The 22,042-nt window shown below is 43.5% G+C and carries 21 protein-coding genes; 15 read left to right on the top strand and 6 right to left on the bottom strand.

Features of this window, described 5'->3' with window-relative positions:
* The first annotated feature begins 17 nt into the window (after window positions 1–17).
* The gene (locus BMX69_RS11180; RefSeq protein ID WP_054791766.1) at window positions 18–1,037 is read left to right on the top strand and encodes a hypothetical protein; all 1,020 of its coding nucleotides are present in this window, start codon (window positions 18–20) and stop codon (window positions 1,035–1,037) included.
* A 275-nt stretch (window positions 1,038–1,312) separates the two neighbouring features.
* Window positions 1,313–2,923 carry a response regulator transcription factor gene (locus BMX69_RS11175; RefSeq protein ID WP_100042379.1) on the top strand — a complete coding sequence of 537 codons (1,611 nt, stop codon included), beginning with the start codon at window positions 1,313–1,315 and terminating at the stop codon, window positions 2,921–2,923.
* 147 nt (window positions 2,924–3,070) lie between these two features.
* On the opposite strand, the gene BMX69_RS11170 is transcribed toward BMX69_RS11175, so the two are convergent.
* Together BMX69_RS11170 and BMX69_RS11165 are read right to left on the bottom strand one after the other, a co-directional pair.
* Window positions 3,071–3,655, bottom strand: coding sequence for a class I SAM-dependent methyltransferase (locus BMX69_RS11170; RefSeq protein WP_054791764.1), 585 nt, complete (start codon window positions 3,653–3,655; stop codon window positions 3,071–3,073).
* 18 nt (window positions 3,656–3,673) lie between these two features.
* Window positions 3,674–5,482, bottom strand: a complete 1,809-nt coding sequence (locus BMX69_RS11165) for an aminotransferase class I/II-fold pyridoxal phosphate-dependent enzyme (RefSeq protein WP_100042378.1) — start codon at window positions 5,480–5,482, stop codon at window positions 3,674–3,676.
* Between the two features lie 205 nt (window positions 5,483–5,687).
* Between BMX69_RS11165 and BMX69_RS11160 the strand changes: the two genes are divergently transcribed.
* The 4 genes from BMX69_RS11160 (at window position 5,688) to hcp (ending at window position 8,545) form a co-directional block, all read left to right on the top strand.
* Window positions 5,688–6,299, top strand: a complete 612-nt coding sequence (locus tag BMX69_RS11160; RefSeq protein ID WP_100043832.1) for a sugar O-acetyltransferase — start codon at window positions 5,688–5,690, stop codon at window positions 6,297–6,299.
* A gap of 152 nt (window positions 6,300–6,451) precedes the next feature.
* Window positions 6,452–6,673: a hypothetical protein gene (locus BMX69_RS11155; RefSeq protein ID WP_025233807.1), complete on the top strand. Its 222-nt coding sequence runs from the start codon at window positions 6,452–6,454 to the stop codon at window positions 6,671–6,673.
* A gap of 88 nt (window positions 6,674–6,761) precedes the next feature.
* Window positions 6,762–6,917 (top strand): hypothetical protein, encoded by a 156-nt coding sequence (locus tag BMX69_RS24110; RefSeq protein ID WP_157724408.1) that lies wholly within the window; start codon window positions 6,762–6,764, stop codon window positions 6,915–6,917.
* Window positions 6,914–8,545 (top strand): hydroxylamine reductase, encoded by a 1,632-nt coding sequence (gene hcp, locus BMX69_RS11150; protein ID WP_054791763.1) that lies wholly within the window; start codon window positions 6,914–6,916, stop codon window positions 8,543–8,545. Before BMX69_RS24110 ends, hcp begins: the two co-directional genes overlap by 4 nt.
* A gap of 82 nt (window positions 8,546–8,627) precedes the next feature.
* Here hcp and BMX69_RS11145 read toward each other — a convergent pair whose 3' ends face one another.
* Both BMX69_RS11145 and BMX69_RS24105 read right to left on the bottom strand, forming a co-directional pair.
* Window positions 8,628–8,999, bottom strand: coding sequence for a nuclear transport factor 2 family protein (locus BMX69_RS11145; protein ID WP_100042377.1), 372 nt, complete (start codon window positions 8,997–8,999; stop codon window positions 8,628–8,630).
* 43 nt (window positions 9,000–9,042) lie between these two features.
* Window positions 9,043–9,207: a hypothetical protein gene (locus BMX69_RS24105; protein WP_166433190.1), complete on the bottom strand. Its 165-nt coding sequence runs from the start codon at window positions 9,205–9,207 to the stop codon at window positions 9,043–9,045.
* Between the two features lie 227 nt (window positions 9,208–9,434).
* On the opposite strand from BMX69_RS24105, the gene BMX69_RS11140 reads away from it, so the two are divergent.
* From BMX69_RS11140 to BMX69_RS11130, 3 genes are all read left to right on the top strand, one after another.
* On the top strand, window positions 9,435–9,623 hold the full coding sequence (locus BMX69_RS11140; protein WP_024346194.1) for a ferredoxin: 189 nt from the start codon (window positions 9,435–9,437) through the stop codon (window positions 9,621–9,623).
* Between the two features lie 101 nt (window positions 9,624–9,724).
* Complete coding sequence (locus BMX69_RS11135; protein WP_100042376.1) at window positions 9,725–10,945, top strand: DUF438 domain-containing protein; 1,221 nt, start codon at window positions 9,725–9,727, stop codon at window positions 10,943–10,945.
* A gap of 685 nt (window positions 10,946–11,630) precedes the next feature.
* Window positions 11,631–13,325, top strand: a complete 1,695-nt coding sequence (locus BMX69_RS11130; protein ID WP_100042375.1) for a methyl-accepting chemotaxis protein — start codon at window positions 11,631–11,633, stop codon at window positions 13,323–13,325.
* 230 nt (window positions 13,326–13,555) lie between these two features.
* On the opposite strand, the gene BMX69_RS11120 is transcribed toward BMX69_RS11130, so the two are convergent.
* Window positions 13,556–14,188, bottom strand: coding sequence for a GyrI-like domain-containing protein (locus BMX69_RS11120; protein ID WP_100042374.1), 633 nt, complete (start codon window positions 14,186–14,188; stop codon window positions 13,556–13,558).
* 225 nt (window positions 14,189–14,413) lie between these two features.
* Between BMX69_RS11120 and BMX69_RS11115 the strand changes: the two genes are divergently transcribed.
* The 5 genes from BMX69_RS11115 (at window position 14,414) to BMX69_RS11095 (ending at window position 18,964) form a co-directional block, all read left to right on the top strand.
* Complete coding sequence (locus BMX69_RS11115; protein WP_100042373.1) at window positions 14,414–15,196, top strand: shikimate kinase; 783 nt, start codon at window positions 14,414–14,416, stop codon at window positions 15,194–15,196.
* A 111-nt stretch (window positions 15,197–15,307) separates the two neighbouring features.
* On the top strand, window positions 15,308–15,733 hold the full coding sequence (locus BMX69_RS11110; protein WP_054791721.1) for a bacteriohemerythrin: 426 nt from the start codon (window positions 15,308–15,310) through the stop codon (window positions 15,731–15,733).
* Complete coding sequence (locus BMX69_RS11105) at window positions 15,726–16,172, top strand: chemotaxis protein CheX (protein WP_054791720.1); 447 nt, start codon at window positions 15,726–15,728, stop codon at window positions 16,170–16,172. Before BMX69_RS11110 ends, BMX69_RS11105 begins: the two co-directional genes overlap by 8 nt.
* Window positions 16,173–16,311: 139 nt before the next feature.
* On the top strand, window positions 16,312–18,189 hold the full coding sequence (locus BMX69_RS11100; protein WP_100042372.1) for an urease accessory protein UreH domain-containing protein: 1,878 nt from the start codon (window positions 16,312–16,314) through the stop codon (window positions 18,187–18,189).
* Window positions 18,190–18,409: 220 nt separating this feature from the next.
* Entirely contained in the window at window positions 18,410–18,964 is a 555-nt protein-coding gene (locus BMX69_RS11095) for a DUF2318 domain-containing protein (RefSeq protein ID WP_054791719.1), read from the top strand.
* On the opposite strand, the gene BMX69_RS11090 is transcribed toward BMX69_RS11095, so the two are convergent.
* Window positions 18,961–19,329, bottom strand: coding sequence for a winged helix-turn-helix transcriptional regulator (locus BMX69_RS11090; protein WP_025233796.1), 369 nt, complete (start codon window positions 19,327–19,329; stop codon window positions 18,961–18,963). The two genes, BMX69_RS11095 and BMX69_RS11090, sit on opposite strands and share 4 nt — an antisense overlap.
* Window positions 19,330–19,559: 230 nt before the next feature.
* Here BMX69_RS11090 and BMX69_RS11085 point away from each other — a divergent pair, with 230 nt between their 5' ends.
* On the top strand, window positions 19,560–22,040 hold the full coding sequence (locus BMX69_RS11085; protein WP_100042371.1) for a heavy metal translocating P-type ATPase: 2,481 nt from the start codon (window positions 19,560–19,562) through the stop codon (window positions 22,038–22,040).
* Window positions 22,041–22,042: the final 2 nt, after the last annotated feature.

The following is a 22,042-nucleotide window of genomic DNA, read 5'->3' as shown; positions in this document are numbered from 1 at the left end:
GGAGCAGGGAGGAAACAATGAAACAGAAAGCGCGCAGATGGAACGTGATAATGGGAACGGTTGTATTCATAGCTTTATTCATGTTAGGAATCTGGTGGCTAAATGGCCCTTCCCATGAAGTGCTGAAAATTGGAAGTTATACCATTACTCAGGACCATCTGGCGCTTTATGAAAATGACTGCCGGGCCGAAGTTACGTCCTATTTTTACAATAAGTATCAGTTAGACCCAAATGAAAACGGATTTTGGGAGACTAAAATCCAGGGCGAGGTCCCCGGGGAGGTATTAAAACAAAAGGCAATGGAACGTCTTTACCGGGACACGGTGGAACGGCTAAAGGCTTCCCAATATGGGATTCCTGCCGATATCACTCTGAAGGATATCAAAAGATCCCTGGAGGAAGAGAACAAAAAACGGCAGTCCTCCCAGAGCGTTTCTTACGGCCCCGGTCAATACGGACTGATGGAATATATCTCCAGAACGCAGATGGAAGTGAGGGATGAACTGAAGGGAAAACTCATAGAGGAAAAACTGAAGCCTTCCGAGGATCAGCTGAAGGAGCTCTACGCCAGTGCAGACCCAACCCTGTTTGATAAGGGGTGCAAAGCCAGGATCGGAATCTATATGTATTACGGCATGAAGGCAGGAGCGTATCCGGAGGAACTGGAAAAGGTCTGGAGCTTTGTGGAGAAAGGATTTGCTGAAGGAAAAGAGCCTGCGGATATTGTTAATAAGATCAATGAAGTATCAGAAGTTAAAATTGAATACGAGGAAGTAGAATATGATACAGCGGATTTTCCAAGAGATAATCAGGAAATGACCTGGCTTGCAGAACAGACCCGGTCTATGGAGCCGGGGCAGAGCAGCGGCGTATTAGACTACGGACCCTCCCAGGGAATCTTAAAGGTACTGGATAAGCATGACTACGGAAGGGCGGATTATGAGGAATCTGTGACGCTTCTAAGGAATCTGTGGCTGGAGAGAGCCTATGAGGAATACATAAAACAGTGTATGGAAGAGTATGGGTATTCCATTTAAAGAATCCTGTTTTATGCGGCAATGAACGTGGAGAAAAGAGCGGAGTAAAAGAGCGGAATAACAGATCGGAATAACAGTGCGGAATAACAGAGCGGAATTAAAGAACGGAATATAAAGTAAACGATTAAGAGATACGAATTACGATACGGGATAATGGAACCGGAATACCAGAAGAGAAGATACCTCGGCCCATAAATCAATGAGATAAGCATAATGGGAACCAAGGCTGAGGGATAAATGCAGGTAACTGTAAATATTCTTTTGGAGTAATAAATATGTATCGGATTATGATCGTTGACGACGAACCCCTGATTCTGGCAGGGGTATCTTCTCTTTTAAACTGGGAAGAGCATCAGTGTAAAATAGTCAGAAAGGTCACCAATGGCTGCCAGGCTCTTGCACAAATGGAAGCTCTAAGACCAGATATTGTGATAACGGATATTGGAATGCCTGTCATGGATGGGATCAGCTTTATGAAGGCATCTGTTGAACGAGGATATACTGCATCTTTTATTTTCTTGTCAAACCTGGAGGAATTCTCTCTGGTGAAAGAGGCGCTGCGTCTGGGAGCTGTTGATTATCTCATAAAGCTGGAACTTGATGAGAAAGCGTTAATCGCTGCTCTGGAACGAGCCAAAGACAGATGCAACCTAACCCGTCGGAGGATAGGATTTATGGAAGGCGGAGAGGTAACCGCCGACGAACGCATTCAAAATTATTTCAGGCATATTTTGATTTGCGATGCGGATGCGCATCCGGATGAAAGGCTGTCTGTAATGATCCGGGAACGTTACCCGGTGCTTCTTTTGATGGTAATTCATTTTAATTACAAGCATGAGGGTTTTTCCGAGACATTTACCAGGGCTGACCAGAAAAGAATCATTAATTTTGCGGAAAATATCATTCATGAAATGGTAAAGGGTTTTTTTGACAGATGCTGCCTTTTGAAAAAGGAGCAAAAAGGTTTTATCCTTGTTCTTTCTCTGGAGGGAATGGATGATTATAAAGAGTCAGTGGAAGCAATGAGCATCAAATTCCGTAAGGTAATCAGGGAATATTTTGATATTCCTGTGTCCTTTGCGGTCAGCCGGCCGGTGAGGGAAGCGGAAGGAGTTCAGGATCTTCTTTACCAGGCTATGAGTGCTATGAAAGAAACGTATGATAACAGTTCCAGTGCGATTGTATATTATTTAGATAATTGTAAAGAGAACTTCTATCACAGCAGCAGCTTCAATATTAATTGTTTAAAGAAGGAATTAACTGGCATTATCCGTCAAAATGACCGGGACGGCTTTTCCAATATCATGAACCAGATCATTCAGCTGTTTGCCCGGTGTAAGCCATCCCGATCCCAGGCGGTTAATGCATGCAGTAAACTTTATTACTATATTACATTCCTTTTGGAAGAGAGAGAGGACCAGGGCTTTCCCTATATTTCAGATGTGGCAGGACAGTTAAACCATCTGTCTGACTTAAATGCCGTGATCGCCTGGCTGGAGGGGGTCCGGGACCAGGTGGCAGAAGGTTTGGAGACCTATAAGGAAAGCAGGAAGGACAAGTATATTGAGCTGGTTCAGGAATATATCCGGGAGCATTACCGGGAAAAGATAACCTTAAATCAGATGTCCGCTCTGTTAAATATCAGCCAGGGACATTTAAGCAGCATTTTTAAAAAACAGACTGGGAAAAATTTTTCGGATTATGTCTCAGAGGTTAAAATTGAAAAGGCAAAGGAGCTGATAGGGACGTATCAATATATGATGTATGAAATATCAGATATGCTTGGTTTTGATACGCAATACTATTTCAGTACCGTATTTAAAAAGATCACGGGCCATACTCCAAAGGAATATGAGAGTATAACAATAAAAAAGAACTGCTCCTGAATGAATGATGCAGCGTGCTGTGTCGGGAATGGTATAATGCGGCGTACTGTGAAGAATTGAAAGGGAAAGGCGATCGCCTTTCCCTTAATCTGATTCTGAATTCGTCTTAATGTATGATGACTGCACGAAACAGCCTTAACACATTTGTTAGGAGAAGATATAAACAGCATTGAACCGGTCTTTTCTGTATGGATCATAAAAACCGTCGCTGATATCCCAGCCGCGAAATTCTTCCTTGGAAAACAACAGGTGTTCCTCCCGGTGAGAACGCATGGGGATCTCTCCGATCAGCACTCCCTTTTTGGCAACCCGCAGCAGCTCTTTCGTTGCTTTTTCAGCATATTCCTTATTATCAAAATAAAGGTATACGCCGTAGCAGATCACCTTATCAAAGGATTTATCCTTAAACGGTAAGTCTGCGGCTTCTCCGGTCAGGACCGAATTCTGTAAAAACTCGATGTGCTTTTGTACAAGAGTAGGGGAATAGTCAATGCCTACGTAATCACAGTCCAGATACTGAGCCAGGGCACCTGCGCCGCATCCCACTTCAAGGACTCTGTCGTTTTTATGTATATCCAGCCGCTTGATGATCTGGCTTGCCACTTCTTCCATATCTACCTTGGTGGCTTCATATCCATCGTATGCCAGTAAGTCTGTAACGGAGCTATCTGCCCGGCCTTTCCGGGTCCAGATCTGTTTCCAGGTTTCCTTTGATTCATTTTGCGTATTCATAATAATTGCCTCCTTTAATTAGCGTAATATGTGTTTCAGCGCATCCGCCAGACGTTCGTTGTCTGCCTCTGTTCTGACTGCAATGCGGATTATCTCTCTGCCTTCCATTCCGGGTTTATGGGACAGATCCTTTACCAGAATGTTATAGCGGTTTAACAACAACTCCGCAATCTGTGTTGCCAAACAGCCATCGGTGATTTCACACATGATGAAGTTGGCCTGTGAAGGGTAAAGCTTCAACTGCCTGATGGAATGAAGGGACTGGTATAATTTTTCTCTGGTCCCTTTAAAACGATCCAGTGCCTCCTGATAGTCTGATTGATACTTTTCGAAAATCTGAAGAAAATACTCAGCCAGAGAGTTGATGTTCCAAATGGGCAGTTCTTTCCGGACAAGGCTGATAATTTCCGGATCACTGCAGGTGAGGAGCCCCAGCCTCAGCCCTGGCACCCCATAGGACTTTGAAATACTTTTAATAAGAACCAGGTTCGTATACTCATCCAATATTTCCTGACACATAAGCGACGGCGATTCCTCTGCAGAGGAGAAGTCAATAAAGGATTCATCCAGAATGAATGTAATGCCTCTGGCCTTGCAGTACCTGGCAAGAGAAAGAACCTCTTTCTTTGGAATGTAATTTCCTGTGGGATTATCCGGGTTGACTAAAACCAGAGCATCCAGCTCCTTATTGTTGTAAAAGTCCATGATATCCTGGGCGGTATAAGTATAATCCGGAGCTGTTACGGAAAAATAAACGGCATTTTGGGAACATGCCCCATACTCTTCAAAGGAAGGGCGCAGGACTCCGACTGCATTTTTAAAGCTGCGGAGCAAAGGCTTTATTAATTCTGCGGCCCCGTTTCCGGTGAGAACCTGGTTTCTGTCCAGGCCCAGGGATTTTGCAGCCAGCAGGTTATTAACATCAAGGCCGGAGGGATAGCTGGTGGTAAGGGCTTCAAAGCTGGCCTTGATTTCTCCCATGAAACGGCTGTTTGGAAAATAGGGATTGACCAGGTAACAGAAGTCCAGAAGGCCAGGGTACCGCCAGTAGCCGCCAAAGCGCTTTGATAGCCGGGATAGTCTGCTTTGAGAATCCGTAAAAATGGATTCTGCAATATCTAAATCCTGTTCATCGTCGATTTCATACCAGAAGCCGTTTTCCAGTCTGGTGGCTTTTAAATCGTGGTCATCCAAAAGTGATATGACCTTTAATACCTGTTCATAATACTCATTGTTTCCTAAAGCCTTGCTGTACGCTTCCAGGAAGGGAACGTAGTGGGTGGTGGAAAAATTGCGGCTGAACTTATAGATGTTGACAGTCTTATAGTAGGAATGAATATCCTCGAAACGGAAATCCTTTCGTGTGAGGAACTTCATAATATTGTCCTGTTCATCAAGCAGAACCACTGTCCCATCCATCCAGCTTTCAAAATGGGCCACAAGTGCCAGATTGGGATAGGGATCGTTTACGATCTGGGTCAGCACTTCCTGTTCGAAAATCAGGTCAGATTCCAGCAAAATGGTATCATCTTTGAGTAGCTGGTCCTTAGCAAGGTAAAGGGAGTAAATGTTGTTTGTTGTTTTGTAAACCGGATTGTCTATGTAGGTGACCGGAGTGGAGAGGGGGAGAGAGGATACAAAGGATTGCAGCTCTTCGCCCTTATGACCGGTAACAATGATGATCCGGTCCAAATGGCAATGATCCAACTGTTTCATCATGCGTACGATCATAGGAATGCCATTTACAGTGACCATGCATTTTGGCTGGTTCTCTGTTAGCTTTTTTAAACGCCGTCCCATACCGGCGGCCAGAATAATTGCCTGCATCGCATACTCCTTTGTTCAAAAATATAATATTTTATAAATTATTGAACATAATACCAGATTAATGATAATCTGTCAATAGATGTGAAATAAAAATATATTCCCCAAAAATATTATGGTGGACCTTACGGTTGATATTCGGCGTTTCATGATTTATCATTGTAGTATCCGTTTCAATTAAGAGGAAAGAAGAAAGGGTGGAATGATCATGAACCAAAAGGAAAGAATGCTGGCTGGCCTGCCTTACAAGGCCTGGCTGGATGGGCTCCGCGAGGAGCGAATGGAGAACAAGCTTAAGATATACCAGTATAATCAGCTGTGCCCGGATGACGAAGAAAAAATGGAAGAGCTGATTCGGAGTATTCTTGGAAAGGCAGGAAAGGATGTTCATATTGAGGCGCCGTTTCATTGTGATTACGGGACCAATATTGAGGTAGGGGATTATTTTTATGCAAATTATAACTGTACGATCCTTGATGTAGGAAAGGTGATAATCGGGGACAATGTAATGTTTGCGCCCAATGTTTCTATCTATACTGCCGGTCATCCCATACATCCGGATTCCAGAAATTCAGGATATGAGTACGGCATTCCTGTCACCATAGGGAACAATGTGTGGATCGGAGGCAACGTTATCATTAATCCAGGCGTTACCATAGGAAATGATGTGGTGATCGGAGCCGGAAGCGTTGTGACAAAAGATATCCCGGATCGTGTGGTGGCTCTGGGGAATCCCTGCCGAGTAGTCCGGCAGATTGTAGAGGATGACAGAAAATACTATTATAAAAATAAAGAATTTGATGTGCAGGATTATCGTTGATTCCGATTTTGGCCTTGACGTTCAAATTTGGACAGGATTTTCGGTTAGAATCTAATAATATTTTTCCAAAAGCGTATACTAACTATGGATCAAACAAACAGGACGTGATTAAATGAACCAGAGAAGAAAATTCATGAAAGGAGACGGTGCGGATGAAAGAGATTTGTAAGTGTGCCGATGCATTTGTGCAAAAGTGCAGCATAAAAGATTTTGCACTATTAAAGATATGCCTGTGTGCAGTGGGGATCATGGTTGGATTATCGATCCCGGAAAAAAAGAGAAAATGGCCTCTTATGGCCGCAGGCTTTGTTTTCATTTTCAGTTATATATTGATTATGGCGAAATTTGTGAAAATTTGTATGGAAGAACGTTAAAACGGTTCCGAACGATTAAGGCCAATTGTGGCACTGTTTCTTGGTAGGACCGGCTGTATCAGCTTTTTGGGAGAGACAAATTGCTGATATGGCCGTTTTTATTATGGAAAAAAATAAAATCCAAGTATGTTGTTATAACAACGGACATAGCTTTATTCCAGTGGTATCCTTTAAAAAGAAAGCAGGAGCATTGAAAAAAGGTGCTGTGCATAGAAAATTTACATTAGGAGGTAATGGAATATGAGCATGTTTTGCTATCAGTGTCAGGAGACAGCAAAGAACACAGGCTGTACCATCAAAGGTGTCTGTGGCAAGAACGAGGAGGTTGCAAAGCTTCAGGACCTGCTTGTTTATGCGATAAAGGGAATTTCTGAAATTGTTGTAAAGACAAAAACCAATGCGTCAGAGCTACATACAATCAACCACGAGGTACTTACAAGCCTCTTTATTACGATCACAAACGCAAACTTTGATGCGGATGCAATTGAAAAGCAGATCGTAAAGGTTCTCGGATTAAGAGACCAGCTTGCAAAGGATACAGGATACAACGGAAATCAGGATGCAGCAGTATTTACTGTGGACTCCAGAGAAGCCATGCTTTCCAAGGCTTCTCTGGTAGGAGTTCTGGCTACGGAAAATGAAGATATCCGTTCCTTAAGAGAGCTGATCATCTACGGAATCAAGGGTCTGGCTGCTTACACTGAGCATGCATTCAACATCGGAAATGAAGATGTGTCCATTTATTCCTTCATATACGAGGGAATGGCTGCAACACTTGACGACAGCCTTACAGCCGATGATCTGGTTGCCCTGACCTTAAAGACCGGTGAATACGGAGTAAAAGGAATGGCTCTTCTTGATGAGGCCAATACATCACGCTATGGAAATCCGGAAATCACTTCCGTTAATATCGGTGTCAGAAAGAATCCGGCCATTCTTATCTCCGGCCATGATCTGACAGATATGGAACAGCTTTTAGAGCAGACAAAGGGAACAGGAGTGGATGTTTACACCCATGGTGAGATGCTTCCTGCCCACTACTATCCGGCATTTAAGAAATATGACAACTTTGTTGGTAACTACGGAAACTCCTGGTGGATGCAGGTTGGCGAGTTTGAGTCCTTCCACGGACCGATTCTCTTTACCACAAACTGTATTGTTCCTCCAAAGACTCCTGAAGTTGCAGGCAGAATCTTTACAACAGGCGCTGCGGGCTTCCCTGGATGTCCAAACATTCCTGCGGATGAAAACGGAAAGAAGGATTTTTCAGCTATCATAGAGATGGCAAAGAAGCTCCCTTCTCCTGATGAAATTGAAACAGGCAGTATTGTAGGCGGTTTTGCTCATAATCAGGTACTGGCACTTGCAGATAAGGTGGTTGATGCTGTAAAATCCGGAGCCATTAAAAAGTTCTTTGTTATGGCAGGCTGCGACGGCAGAATGAAATCCAGAGAGTACTACACAGAATTTGCAAAGCAGCTTCCAAGCGATACCATCATTCTTACGGCTGGCTGTGCAAAATACAGATACAATAAGTTAGAACTGGGCGACATCGGCGGAATTCCAAGAGTTCTGGATGCAGGACAGTGTAACGACTCCTATTCTCTGGCAGTAATTGCTTTGAAATTAAAGGAAGTCTTTGGTCTTGATGATGTCAATGAGCTTCCAATCGCTTATAACATCGCATGGTATGAGCAGAAGGCTGTTATCGTACTCCTTGCACTTCTTTACTTAGGAGTGAAGAATATTCACTTAGGGCCGACATTACCTGGTTTCTTATCTCCAAACGTTGCCAAGGTTCTTGTTGAAACTTTTGGAATTGCAGGAATTGGTACTGTAGAAGATGACATTGAATTCTTCATGAACGCATAATAACCGCGTAATAACCGGATATAGGCATAATAAAAAGAGAGGCTGCATAACGAACGGGTATTGGTTATGCAGCCTCCCTGTTTTATTTCTCATAGGGAAAATAATGTTCTGCTTTCGATTGAAACTCTTTCAATTCTTTGATTTTCCCATTATCATCAAAGTCAATCATTGAAACTCCGTCAAATCCATTGATTACATTGTTATAATTGCATTTAAAATACCATTCCGCAACAATTGTATTTCCTTCTGAAACAAGCCGCTTCATCGACCACTCTAAAACAGTTCCCGCCTTATTCCAATCATCAAACCACTTAAAAACCTGTTCGATTCCATGATATTCCGGACCATAACATTCGCTGTATATAATGTCATCTGATAAGACTGTCCTTAGTACGTCCGCATCATTTTCGATCCATGCCTGAAAATAACTTTCAACTGATTTTTTCTGCCACATTTTTTACTCCTGCTTTAATTCATAGTCACATTTATCGGCTGCTTTAGGTTTGATTAAAATGGCTGTCTGCCCACCAATTCGGGTATAAATCGCCAAGTTTCACTGTTTCCAAAGTATCATAATCCATAAGTATATCAATATTTTTATTATCCTTATCCAGCTGCATCATACTCCATATATTCATCAATTTTGCTCCTTTACCAATCATATTCAATACCTATCAACATTTCCTGTTATCAAAAAATGTATCATATTTCTTCTCATATTTCCATACATTAATCAATACTTTACTAAAAAATGGAAAATGTTGTAATTACAACATACAGGAAACCATGGAGGTGATATTCTGAAAAAAATAAAACATATCTTTGGAAAATGGATAATTTTTAAGAAATTACCAACAATAAAGTTATCTTTGGGAAAGGAGTTGTTGATATGAAAGCAACGGTAGATAGAGAGGGTTGTATTGAATGCGGACTGTGTGCATCGATTTGCCCCGAGGTGTTCCGAATGGGGGATGACGGACCTGCAGAAGCATATGTTGATGAAGTGCCGGAGTCTGCGGAGCAAACGGCAGTTGAAGCACAGGAGGGTTGTCCTGTTTCAGTAATAACAGTAGAATAATTGGGAAGAGCGCCTCCTTCTGAGGGAAATGATCCAATCAGACGGGGGCGTTTTTTATATAGTGGGAAGTGGATTCAGGCCGTGGAAGAAGGAGGAATACTATGAGTGAATATATTAACAATCGCGAAATGAGGCAAAATGCGATTAAAGAGATCATTAAAAAGCTTCATGAAGGAAAATCAGTGGAAGAGGTAAAGCAGCTGTTTGAGAAGGCTTTTCAAGGTGTGTCTGCCTCTGATATTTCTGCGGCTGAGGCTGCTCTGATCGCAGATGGGCTGCCGGTGGAGGAGGTACAGAAGCTTTGTGATGTACACGCCTTGGTTTTTAAAGGCTCTATTGAAGAAATCCATCAGCCGGATGATCCAACCTTAATTCCTGGACATCCGTTAAATGTGCTGGTCAGAGAAAATAAGAAAATTACTCATATTATTGAAAACGGAATCCGCCCGTATCTGGTTCTTACAAAAGAGAATGTTAAGGAAGAATTTTTAAAGCTTAGGGAAGGAGTAAATCAATTAAAAAACTTGTCCGTTCATTATGGGAAGAAGGAAAATCTGCTGTTTCCATACATGGAGAAATACGGAATCACGGCACCTCCAAAGGTCATGTGGGGAGTAGATGATGAGATCAGGAATCAAGTGAAAGAAACCGTGGAATTGCTTGATCAGAACGGAAAAATCAATGAGTCCCTGATACAGAAGATTGAAAAATTACTGGATAAGATCACGGAAATGATTTTTAAAGAAGAAAATATCATGGTTCCCATGCTTTTAGAACAGCTGACTCAGGAAGAGTGGAAAACAATAGCTGATGAAAGCGGAGAAATAGGTTTTATGATCGACCATGTTCCGCAATGGAATCCGGCCGCAGCCGACAAGGAAAAGGATAAGACGGAGATAAAGGAAGCAGGAGAAGCAGGTCTTATAAAGCTTCCTTCCGGGGAATTTAAGTTAGAAGAGTTGACTTCCATGTTAAATACGCTTCCCTTTGACATTACCTTTGTAAATAAGGATGATGTGGTAAAGTATTTTTCAGAAGGAAAGGAGCGTGCTTTCCCGAGAACAAAAGCCATTATCGGAAGAAATGTTTCCAACTGTCATCCGCCGGCCAGTGTTCATATTGTTGAAAAGATTGTTGAGGATTTCAAAACCGGAAAGAAAGACCAGGAAGACTTTTGGATCAAAATGGCTGGAAAATATATTCTGATCCGCTATTATGCGGTGAGAAGTCATGAAGGAGAATATCTTGGTGTTCTGGAAGTAACCCAGGACATAAAAACAATACAGGAGATTACCGGTGAAAAGCGGTTGATTACTGAATAGAAGTTCCATATGTATAGCCGTCCGGCCAGAGTTTTTTTATGCTCTGGCCGGTTTTTTGAGTCTTTCTATTGACTGGTGTTGGGAAAAATTTATTATAATAATCAGAATATATATGAAGAAGTTTGTATGATTTATGGGTAATTTAATTAATTAACACAATAAATAAAATAAAAAGACGCAGTATATTTGGTACTGCGGTTACAAAAATATGTATATTTCGACAATATTCATTATACAACAGAAAAATATTATTTGTCAATTATCAAATAAATTTATAATTGAGGCAATAAAAAAGAATTTTTGTTTGAATTATTGTGCTGGATTGAGAATATTTTATTGAAAATTTATATATCAGCCGTCAATAACATCGTCATTTGGCGGGTCTATGTATTTTTCCTTTTCCATGTGATGATAACATAATATACTGTGTCTGCGCTTTTCTGTTTTAAAAATGTAACTCTGCTGTAGGAGACTTTACTTCAATAAATTCTGCATGCAGAATTTAAAAGCCGTCATATTCACCGTCATGGCCTTCTGTAACCCTTTAAATATCATATTATTTCTTCTAAACCGCAGTACCAAATATACTGCGAATACGTTCTGCCAGGACAGCATTGCGCTCCCGGATAGGGAAGCCGGATTGTCCTATTTTTAATCATACCTAAGAAAACAGGGAGGAAATAAAATGAAAAGCTTTAAGGATTTCAGTATTTCGCGAAAACTGGCGACAGGTTTTTTAAGCCTGACGCTTATTATGTTGCTGATCGGGGGTGCAGGAATTGCCGGACTTGCCAGGATCAGTCAAATGGATACATACATGTATAAAGGGCAGACAGCTCCAATGAAAGATTTATTTGAGGCACTTGAAAGCCTTTATCAGTTCCGGGTGGACTCAAGAGCCATGGTAATTTATACGGGAGATGCCCAAAAGCTTGATGAACTGAAGCAAAGCTTTGACAGTGGATCGGAGAAGTTTTTAACCAGCATAGAGGCTTACCGCAAGACTATAACAATTCCGGAATCCTTTACCCTTTTAGATGAGTCTGTTTCGCTGTTTAATGAATCTTTTAAGCCAGCCGTAGAGAAGTGTATGGCTGAGGCAGAGGCAGGGAATGAGGCTGCCGCATGGGAGGCACTTCTTCAGGAAACAAATAATATTCAGAAGATGTTTGATAATTTCAACAAATTAATTGACAACCGGATGGATGAAGCCGGAAGGACCAATGATTCCAATCATGATACTGCATTGTGGCTGACCGCTGTTCTGGTTCTTTTTGTTGCATTTGGAGCCGGTACAGCAGTATTTTTAGGGGCAAGAATCTCAAAAATGATCAGTCAGCCAATTGAACAGGTTGTGGATGCCGCAAACCGGATCGCATTAGGGCATGTGGATGTGGAGCTTGGCAGTATTGATTCAAAGGATGAAACCGGCCAGCTTGCCAATGCCTTTACTAAGATGATCGACAGCATTGGAAAACAGGTGGATGCAGCCGACAGGATCAGCAATGGAGATTTTACCAATGAGGTCCCCCTTCGTTCTGACCAGGACATCCTTGGGCTTGCGCTGCAGAAAATCAGAAAAGATTTAAACCACACACTGTTATTAATAAGCACAGCATCCGATCAGGTCAATGCAGGGGCAGAACAGGTTTCCTCTGCGGCACAGGCTCTGGCTTCCGGAACTGCGGAGCAGGCAGCTACGATTGAGGAACTGAATGCTTCCGTCAGCAGCGTGGCGGAGCAGGCAGAAGAAAATGCAAAAAATGTTCAAAGGGCTGCTGATTATGTTGGGCAGGCCGGTGCCGGGGTCAACGAGAGCAATGAATACATGCGAAAGCTGAATGAGGCGATGAAGGAAATCGGTTCCGCCTCTGATAAAATATCAAGCATCACGAAAGTGATTGAAGATATTGCATTCCAGACGAACATTCTTGCGCTCAATGCGGCTGTGGAATCTGCCCGCGCAGGAGAGGCTGGCAAAGGTTTTGCAGTGGTTGCAGATGAAGTCAGGAGCCTCGCCGGAAAATCTGCGGAAGCAGCCAAGCAGACGGCTGATTTGATCAGATATTCGGTGACCAGTGTTTCAGAGGGTGAGAAAATAGCCGATGAGACGGCAAAGGTTCTTCAGGGAGTTGCGGAGCAGGCGCAGTTTGTGGAACAAGCGATTAGAGGGATCGAGGAATCCTCTTCCCAGCAGGTACAGGTGATAGAACAGATCAATCAGGGCTTATACCAGGTATCTGCAGTTGTCCAGACAAACGCTGCGACCGCAGAAGAAAGTTCTTCCTCCAGTGAAGAACTGGCTGCCCAGGCGCAGATGCTCCAGCAGGAAGTGGGCAGATTCAGACTCTTTAAAGATGACTCACTGCATACTCGTTAAAGCAGAGCAGACTTTACCCCAAGGGCGTTTCTGTGGAGGACGCAGCCATTATGGGCGAAAGATATGGAGCTATAAGAAAATTTATAATTCAGAAAACGGATGAAGCGATATAACCTATTCGCATCATCCGTTATTTGTATCTTTATTTGTATTTTTACCTTTATTAGTACCTTATTTACAAATGTTCGCATTACCGTAAAGTTTTCTATTCTAATAATATCCCTCTTACATTACTTGATAATCGGATAGCGAATTATTGTCTTCAATTTTTCAGGAGATGTTTTACGCGGGTCGTTTAGATACAATTCATGATGTTTGCGCGTGTCCGAAAGATCAATCCTATAACCCGAATCCGCAACAAATGTTTTTAGGGCGAGAATTGTTGCCGGTTCGTTATCATAGGAGCCGGTGTGCATAACCTGAGCGCAAAGCCCCTCATTGAAAGCTTCAAGCCGCACAATAGATAAATCAAGACTGGGCTTCTTTTTTGAAAGGCTGACTTTCGCCTCTTCAATGACTTCTGGCGTAACAAACTCCGGCATTCGTATCATGGAGGTCCAACAAAATGCACTCTTATCTGTTATACCAGATTCAACGACGCCTGTATCCGTTGACCACAAACCTTCCAATGGGGGAACAACAAAGTCATAATACCCTTTGGGCTGCCTGCCGCCCATTTTGCTCATTTTTACAGCATAAGCCAAACCATAGAGGACTTCCAATGCAGTCTGATATGCCTCACTGGTATTTGGATCACCGTGCCCATCAATCATAATGAAAGTCATTTCCGGCACTTCGATGATGGCTGGTTTCGCGCCGGGTTGGTATAAATCCTTTTCCATCTTTTTGAAATCAATTGCCATAAGACATACCACCTTTCGTGTATATGATATACTTCTATAAATAAAATTATATCACGTTTACCTGCCTCCAAACAACGAATTTATATGAATAATGAGTAAATTTGTTCCATGGACCAGAAAAATCCCTGACAAAACAAACCGAAAGAATTGCTTTACAGCTTGCCTCCATATTATGTATAATGTAAAAAATATAAAGGAACGATAAGATAAATATGGAGAGACAGTATGAGAGAGCTGAATGAAATAAAAAAAGATTTGAATCGCTGTGATATGGAAATTTTAGACCTTTTGATGCGGCGTCTTAGTTACGCAGCAGAGATCATGGAATACAAGAAGGAGCAAGGACTTCCTATATTTCAGATGGAAGAGGAGAAACTCCGGCACGAAACGTTAGTTGCCGCAATAGGAGATCATGATTATTGCAACGAACTGTTAAGAATCTTCAAACAAATCGGTGAAGAAAGCAAATGTGTACAGAGCAAAAGACTGTTTGATCATAACATTGCTTTGATCGGTTTTATGGGAACAGGAAAAAGTACGGTATCCAAATACTTAAGGGATATGCTGGCCATGAAGGAAGTGGATGTAGATGCCATGATCGTGGACGACCAGAAGATGCCGATCCGGGATATATTTGAAAAATACGGAGAAGAGTACTTCAGGGACTGTGAAAGCAATGCGATCCTTAACCTGCAAAACTGCAGCCAGACTATTATTTCCTGTGGGGGCGGTGCGGTAATCCGCGAGGAAAATGTTAAAAATCTTAAAAAGGGAAGTTGTATCGTACTTCTAACTGCCAGCCCTGAAACCATTTTGGAGAGGGTAAAGGATGATGGCGGGCGTCCAATTTTAAATGGAAATATGAACGTGGAATTCATAAAAGAGCTTATGGCAAAACGTAAGGATTTTTATGAAAAAGCAGCGGATATAATCGTAGAAACGGATCATAAAAGTGTACAGCAGATATGTGAAGAAATGATTGTTTCCCTCATTCAATTTGAACATTGACTTGTATCCGAATCGTGCTATAATACAGGCATGAGCAAAGATTTTAAACGAATGATAAAGAATATACCGGCTTGATGAGCCGGTATATTTTAAAGAAAGGACAGGATTACGATGCTTTGGAAGGATAAGTATGAGCTGGGAGTTCCTTTAATTGATGTACAGCATATGGAGCTGTTTCAGCGGGTAGAGATTTTTATGAAAGTATTACGTTCCTCCGCTTCCTGGGATGAAAAAGTAGAAAAGGTGAATGAAACATTAGAATTTATGAATGCGTATGTGGTAGAGCATTTCCGTGACGAGGAGGCATACCAGGAGAAAATCGGTTATCCGGGCAGAGAAGAGCATAAGAAGATCCATACCGACATGGTAAATTATGTCCTTGCAGTTACGGAAGAATATGAGCGCAGCGGTTATGACGAGCAGCTGATGCAGAAGTTCGCCGGAAAGCTTATGGCATGGCTTATCAACCATGTTGCAGCAGAAGACCAGCGCATAGCCACTTATGCGATATCAAAGGGGGTAGCTAAGAATGACTGATTTATATGGCCCCTTTTTAGAAGCAACCCGGAATGTATTTAAGCTGATGCTTGAACTTAACGATGTTTCCGATCACCCGGCAGATTCTTTTGCATGCGAGGAGGAACTAGACGTTTCCATCGGCTTTATTGGAGATCTTAAGGGGGAGGTGATTTACCGTCTTCCTCATGAGACATCTCTTGGCATCGTAAATATCATGAGCGGCATGGAATTTGATGCAGTGGATGAGTTTGTCACCTCTGCCGTATCTGAAGTTGCCAATATTATCAGCGGAAATGTTCTTACCATGCTTGCTGGTGAAGATCTGACCTGTGATATCCTTCCGCCGGTTTTACGTAAGCCGGACGAGAGCGGAGAATATACATTCCATACTGCCTGCTGTGTGACTACATCCATCGGTGATGTTTGTCTGGATATAAGGCTTAGTCAGGCTGAGTAATTTTAAATACAAAATTGACACGTGTATACCATTTGAATGAGTGGTATACACGTTTTTTTTGAAAAAAATCTTATCTACACAACTTCTACAAATCGCCCTGCTATTCTTTGTTTCAGAAATTGAAAAAGGAGGACAGACGATGGGATCTGCTGTAAGAACTAAAAAATTACGGATCGGCGGGATGACCTGTATCAGCTGTCAAAATAAAATTGAAAAAAAATTGCGCAACACGGCTGGAATCGAAAAAGCGGAAGTAAGTTACAGCGCCGGAACTGCTGTCATCACCTTTGATACGGATATTATTTCGTATAAAAGCATTGTAGGGATTATTGAAGGTCTGGATTACAAGGTATTAACAGATCATGAAAAGCAGGGACCGGATAGCAGCCGGGTCATAGGAATCCTGCTTATCATTGTTTCCTTATATATGCTGATCCAGCAGTTCGGCCTTTTAAACCTGCTTGCGCCCAGCCAGCTGGCAGACGAAAAGATGAGTTATGGAATGCTGTTTGTTATCGGCCTGGTTACATCCGTTCATTGCGTGGCAATGTGCGGCGGAATCAATCTGTCCCAGTGCATTCCAAAAAGCGGAGATGCTGTCTCAGAAAAGAGCCGTTTATCTACATTCCGGCCAACTTTTCTTTATAACCTGGGACGGGTGATCTCTTACACTGCGGTAGGCTTCCTGGTGGGAGCGCTGGGTTCGGTGGTTACGTTCTCAAATACTCTTCAGGGAGTATTAAAGCTGGCAGCCGGAGTGTTTATGGTCATTATGGGCATAAACATGCTGGGGATTTTCCCGTGGCTGCGCAGGCTGAATCCGAGAATGCCTCAAATATTTGCGAGAAAAATTGACAAAGAAAAATCAAAAAGCAGCAGTCCTCTGATTGTGGGTCTGCTAAACGGCCTTATGCCATGCGGCCCCTTACAGGCGATGCAGATCTATGCATTGTCCACCGGAAGCCCCTTTTCCGGCGCGCTGTCCATGTTCCTGTTCAGCCTCGGCACTGTACCTCTGATGTTCGGACTTGGAGCACTTTCCTCAGCACTGGGAAAAAGGTTCACAAGCAAGGTCATGACAGTGGGAGCGGTTCTGGTTGTGGTACTGGGTATGTCCATGTTTTCCCAGGGGCTGAGCCTGTCAGGATTCCAGGCACCGGACTTATTCTCAAGTGGCGGAAACAACGCCTATGCAGCCGGAGGGCAGGAGAAAAAGGAAGATATAAAAATAGAAGACGGAGTTCAGATTATAAACAGTACACTTTCTCCAGGTAGATATCCCAACATCAATGTTCAGAAAGGGATTCCGGTAAAATGGATCATCGAAGCGCCCCAGGGTAGCGTAAACGGCTGTAACAACCGGATGATTATCCGGGATCTTGGCATTGAATATTCCTTTAAGACCGGAGAAAATGTCATTGAATTTACTCCTGAGAAAACAGGGAAGATCTCTTACAGCTGTTGGATGGGGATGATCCGTGGGTCCATTAATGTGTCGGAAGAAGGAGATGTAAAGAACAGCGCAGGCTCTGATGGAGAAGGCGTATTAAAAGAATATGCGCCGGAAGAACCGGTAGCAGCCGGTTATACGATTCCAACGGATGAGGTAGCAGTTGCGGAAGACGCCACGGATGAATACGGAAACAGCATTCAGAGAATTACGATGGAACTTACGGATGAAGGTTTTAAACCGGCAGCGGCAGTGGTGAAATCCGGTGTGGATGTGGAATGGAATATTATTGACAATACGTCTGGTGACACCTATGGAACCCTGCTTCTTGTTCCGGATTTTGCAACCCAGCTTCCTCTTGAAGAGGGAGAAAACAACCTGTATTTTACACCTGCAGGAAGCTTTGACTTTTCCACCGGGGACAATGCTTTTTATGGGTATATCAAGGTTGTGGATGATTTAGATAACTTAGATATGGATGCCATTAAGAAAGAAATAAGCAGTTTTAAGACTCTTATCTGGCCTGAAGATACCTTCCAGGGAGCAGGCGGTTCCTGCTGCGGATAAACAGGGAATCGATCTGTTTGGGCTGAGGAAATCCCTTCCAGGGATACCTCTATGCCCTGGGAATAGGGAAAGGAAAGAGGAAAGGAGAATGGATTGATGAGTTTATTATTAAGTCACTGGCACTGCATACTCCCGGTTTTTGGTATTATCATAGCAATGTTTTTTATGGGAGACAAACAGAAAAAGAATTAACAAAGTATAAATTCAGGAGGACATTTACATGTTACAGAAATTTCAGAACGGATATGTCAAAAGAAACGGAAAGAAACGCAGTGGGCTTCCAATGAAGCTTGCACTACTGATGATAGCTGCCGCAGCTCTTACTGCATGCGCTCCCAAGAAAACGGCGGAGAAAACAGAATCAACCAAAGCAGCGGCAGAAAGTACCCAAAAGGTAGAGAATGGAGAGACCCTTGTAATTCCGGTAAAGGATATTTCAAGTACGGCCCAATTTTATCCGGTTGATGTAGACGGTACTCAGATGGAGGTCATTGCTGTCCAGGCTCCGGATGGAACGATCCGGACAGCGTTTAACACCTGCCAGGTATGCTATGATTCAGGAAGAGGATACTATAAGCAGGATGGAGATGTTCTTGTGTGCCAGAACTGTGGAAACCGTTTTCCTATGAACCGGGTAGAAGTGGAGGCAGGCGGCTGCAATCCCTGGCCTATTTTTGACAAGGAAAAGACCGTGACAGACGAGTCCATCACGATCTCTTATGATTTCCTTAAGGAGTCCAAAGAGATATTTGCTAACTGGAAAGCTTCTTATTAAAAATCTTTTGTGGGGAATTTCATGGAGCAGCTTACGGTAAGGCCATTCTGCCTTAAGTAATCTGCTCCCCAATTATACATGGTTTCCAGAATAGGACGGATACTGTTTCCAAGATCCGAAAGCATATACTCCACTTTTGGCGGCACTACCGGATATACGGTACGGATGATCAGATGATCTTCCTCCAGTTCCCGCAGCTGCTGGGTGAGCATTTTGGGTGTTGCCTGGGGAATGAGCTTGCGAAGCTCTCCAAACCGAAGGGTATTGTTAATTAAGTGCCATAAGATGAGGGCTTTGTATTTCCCTCCGATCATATCCAATGTGGCATCTACGGGGCAATGATAAGTTGTGCAGTCGCTGTTCATTTAAAATCTCCTCCCTTAGTATCATTTTGGGTACTATAACACAAAAAAGTGCATACTTGCAAATTTCGCAATTAGTGCCATAATAATAACATGAGTACTCGAAAAATACAAGATAACAGGATAGCATATTTTTGGAGGCCATGGAAAAAACTAGTATTATTGTGATCTTTGCCGACGCCGGAGGGGACGCCCAAAGGAAGGGGCAGTAAAAAATAGTGAGGTGAATCAGAATGGAAAGTCAAATTTTAAATATAAGGGGCATGACCTGTGCAGCCTGTGCGCAGAGAATTGAAAAAACAGTGCGGAAGCTTTCCGGTATCAGCCAGGCGAATGTAAATCTGGCAAGTGAAAAGCTGTTTGTGGAATATGACAGCAGTGCCCTTGAACTTTCTGCGATTAAAGCAGCAGTATCAAAAATCGGATATGAGGTGGTGGAAAAATCCGAAAATGCCAATGTGACCATACCAATCGGCGGAATGACCTGTGCGGCCTGTGCGAAACGTATAGAAAAAGTTGTGGGAAAACTGGATGGTGTGATAAGTACATCGGTTAATTTTGCAACGGAAAAAGCTACGGTTGCCTACGATCCTCAGAAGGTCAGGATGTCTGCCATACGGGCAGCCATTGAAAAGGCAGGCTACAAGGCCCTGGAAGTAAACAAAGCAGATGCAGCGGATGAGGACCGGGCACGCAAGCAGCGGGAGATTAAGACCCTATGGACGAAGTTCATCGTGTCTGCGGTGTTTTCCATACCTCTTCTCTACGTTGCCATGGCACCCATGATCAAGATCGTCAGTCTGCCTTTCCCGGCCGGGATCGCTCCCATGGAGTATCCCCTGATCTATGCTCTGGTGGAACTGCTGCTGGTGGTTCCAGTCATAGGCGTTGGATATAAATTCTATACCATAGGTTTTAAAGCCCTGTTTCAGAGAAGTCCAAACATGGATTCCCTGATCGCTATAGGAACTACGGCTGCTGTTCTTTACAGCATCTACAACACGTTCCAGATTGCAGAAGGACATTTTATGGCAGTGGATTCCCTGTATTATGAATCGGCGGGAGTTATCATAACCCTTATTCTGCTGGGAAAATCCCTGGAAGCAGTTTCAAAGGGAAGAACCAGTGAAGCGATCAAGAAGCTGATGGGCCTTGCGCCCAAGACGGCAATCATTCTTGAAGACGGCGTGGAAAAAGAGATTCCTATTGACGAAGTAGAAATCGGTGATATGATTTTAGTAAAGCCCGGCGAAAAGATCCCGGTAGACGGGACCGTGATAGGCGGTCACACTGCCATCGATGAATCCATGCTGACAGGTGAAAGCATGCCGGTGGATAAAAAAGAAGGGGATCAGGTTTATGCCGCTTCCCTAAACACCACAGGAACCATTCAGTTCAGAGCGGAAAAGATCGGCAGCGATACGGCCCTTGCTCAGATCATCAAGCTGGTAGAGGACGCTCAGGGCTCAAAGGCTCCAATCGCTCAGATGGCAGACATTGTTTCCGGATATTTTGTTCCGGTCGTTTGTGTGATTGCCCTGCTTTCCGGTATTGCCTGGTATATCGGCACCGCCGGAGACTTAAAGTTTGCACTTACCATATTTATTTCAGTTCTGGTTATCGCCTGCCCATGTGCCTTAGGTCTTGCGACACCTACTGCTATCATGGTTGGAACCGGAAAGGGCGCGGAAAACGGTATCCTGATCAAGGGCGGAGAGGCTCTTGAGACAGCCCATAAAATCAGTACGATCGTATTTGATAAAACTGGCACCATTACCGAAGGAAAACCGACGGTGACTGATGTACTGGCTGTAGAAGGGGTTTCCAAAGAACTGCTGCTTCAGCTTACGGCTTCAGCAGAAAAGGGCTCTGAGCATCCTCTGGGGCAGGCAATTGTCCACGGTGCGGAAGATGCCGGACTTACCTTATCTGCAGCGGAACATTTTGAGTCCTTAACCGGACGGGGGATAGAAGCGAAGATAGACGGAGAAGATATCCTTGCCGGGAACCGGAAGCTGATGATGGAACGCAGCATTTCCTTAACAGGAATGGAGGAAGCGTCAGACCAGCTGGCCGGGGAAGGAAAAACACCGATGTATGTAGCCATTAACGGCAAGCTGGCAGGTATTGTAGCCGTTGCGGACGTTGTAAAGGAATCCAGCAGGGCTGCCATTGAACGCCTGCATAAGATGGGCATAGAAGTAGCCATGATTACCGGTGACAATAAGAGAACTGCAGAGGCTATTGCAAAACAGGTAGGAATCGACCGGGTATTGTCCGAGGTGCTTCCTCAGGATAAATCCGATGAGGTCAGGAAGCTGCAGGCCGAAGGCCGCAAGGTAGCCATGGTAGGTGACGGAATTAATGACGCTCCGGCTCTTGCCCAGGCGGATATCGGTATCGCAATCGGTTCCGGTACAGACGTAGCCATGGAATCCGCTGACATCGTTCTCATGCGTTCAGATTTAATGGATGTGCCCACGGCAATTAACTTAAGCAAGCAGACCATCCGAAATATCAAGCAAAATCTTTTCTGGGCCTTCGGTTATAATGTGATTGGAATCCCCATCGCTGCAGGGCTTTTACATCTGCTCTTTAACGGGCCGCTTCTTAACCCGATTTTTGCAGCAGCAGCCATGAGCTTAAGCTCAGTTTCCGTGCTGACGAATGCATTGCGGCTGAAACGATTCAAACCAACCACAGGAACGAGGTGAAC

The sequence above is a fragment of the Lacrimispora sphenoides JCM 1415 genome, assembly GCF_900105615.1.
Taxonomy (GTDB): Bacteria; Bacillota; Clostridia; order Lachnospirales; family Lachnospiraceae; genus Lacrimispora; species Lacrimispora sphenoides.
The sequence above is the reverse complement of the archived record's forward strand: the minus strand, read 5'-3'. Positions and strand labels throughout refer to the sequence as shown.

Coding starts and splice junctions, on each gene's coding strand:
- BMX69_RS11135 (WP_100042376.1), top strand. CDS start 9,725: ATGAGTGAATATATTAACAATCGCGAAATGAGGCAAAATGCGATTAAA.
- BMX69_RS11105 (WP_054791720.1), top strand. CDS start 15,726: ATGACTGATTTATATGGCCCCTTTTTAGAAGCAACCCGGAATGTATTT.
- BMX69_RS11145 (WP_100042377.1), bottom strand. CDS start 8,999: ATGTGGCAGAAAAAATCAGTTGAAAGTTATTTTCAGGCATGGATCGAA.
- BMX69_RS11140 (WP_024346194.1), top strand. CDS start 9,435: ATGAAAGCAACGGTAGATAGAGAGGGTTGTATTGAATGCGGACTGTGT.
- BMX69_RS11095 (WP_054791719.1), top strand. CDS start 18,410: ATGTTACAGAAATTTCAGAACGGATATGTCAAAAGAAACGGAAAGAAA.
- BMX69_RS11110 (WP_054791721.1), top strand. CDS start 15,308: ATGCTTTGGAAGGATAAGTATGAGCTGGGAGTTCCTTTAATTGATGTA.
- BMX69_RS24110 (WP_157724408.1), top strand. CDS start 6,762: ATGGCCGTTTTTATTATGGAAAAAAATAAAATCCAAGTATGTTGTTAT.
- BMX69_RS11180 (WP_054791766.1), top strand. CDS start 18: ATGAAACAGAAAGCGCGCAGATGGAACGTGATAATGGGAACGGTTGTA.
- BMX69_RS11160 (WP_100043832.1), top strand. CDS start 5,688: ATGAACCAAAAGGAAAGAATGCTGGCTGGCCTGCCTTACAAGGCCTGG.
- BMX69_RS11115 (WP_100042373.1), top strand. CDS start 14,414: ATGAGAGAGCTGAATGAAATAAAAAAAGATTTGAATCGCTGTGATATG.
- BMX69_RS11100 (WP_100042372.1), top strand. CDS start 16,312: ATGGGATCTGCTGTAAGAACTAAAAAATTACGGATCGGCGGGATGACC.
- BMX69_RS11155 (WP_025233807.1), top strand. CDS start 6,452: ATGAAAGAGATTTGTAAGTGTGCCGATGCATTTGTGCAAAAGTGCAGC.
- BMX69_RS11085 (WP_100042371.1), top strand. CDS start 19,560: ATGGAAAGTCAAATTTTAAATATAAGGGGCATGACCTGTGCAGCCTGT.
- BMX69_RS11170 (WP_054791764.1), bottom strand. CDS start 3,655: ATGAATACGCAAAATGAATCAAAGGAAACCTGGAAACAGATCTGGACC.
- BMX69_RS11175 (WP_100042379.1), top strand. CDS start 1,313: ATGTATCGGATTATGATCGTTGACGACGAACCCCTGATTCTGGCAGGG.
- hcp (WP_054791763.1), top strand. CDS start 6,914: ATGAGCATGTTTTGCTATCAGTGTCAGGAGACAGCAAAGAACACAGGC.
- BMX69_RS11090 (WP_025233796.1), bottom strand. CDS start 19,329: ATGAACAGCGACTGCACAACTTATCATTGCCCCGTAGATGCCACATTG.
- BMX69_RS11165 (WP_100042378.1), bottom strand. CDS start 5,482: ATGCAGGCAATTATTCTGGCCGCCGGTATGGGACGGCGTTTAAAAAAG.
- BMX69_RS11130 (WP_100042375.1), top strand. CDS start 11,631: ATGAAAAGCTTTAAGGATTTCAGTATTTCGCGAAAACTGGCGACAGGT.
- BMX69_RS11120 (WP_100042374.1), bottom strand. CDS start 14,188: ATGGCAATTGATTTCAAAAAGATGGAAAAGGATTTATACCAACCCGGC.
- BMX69_RS24105 (WP_166433190.1), bottom strand. CDS start 9,207: ATGATTGGTAAAGGAGCAAAATTGATGAATATATGGAGTATGATGCAG.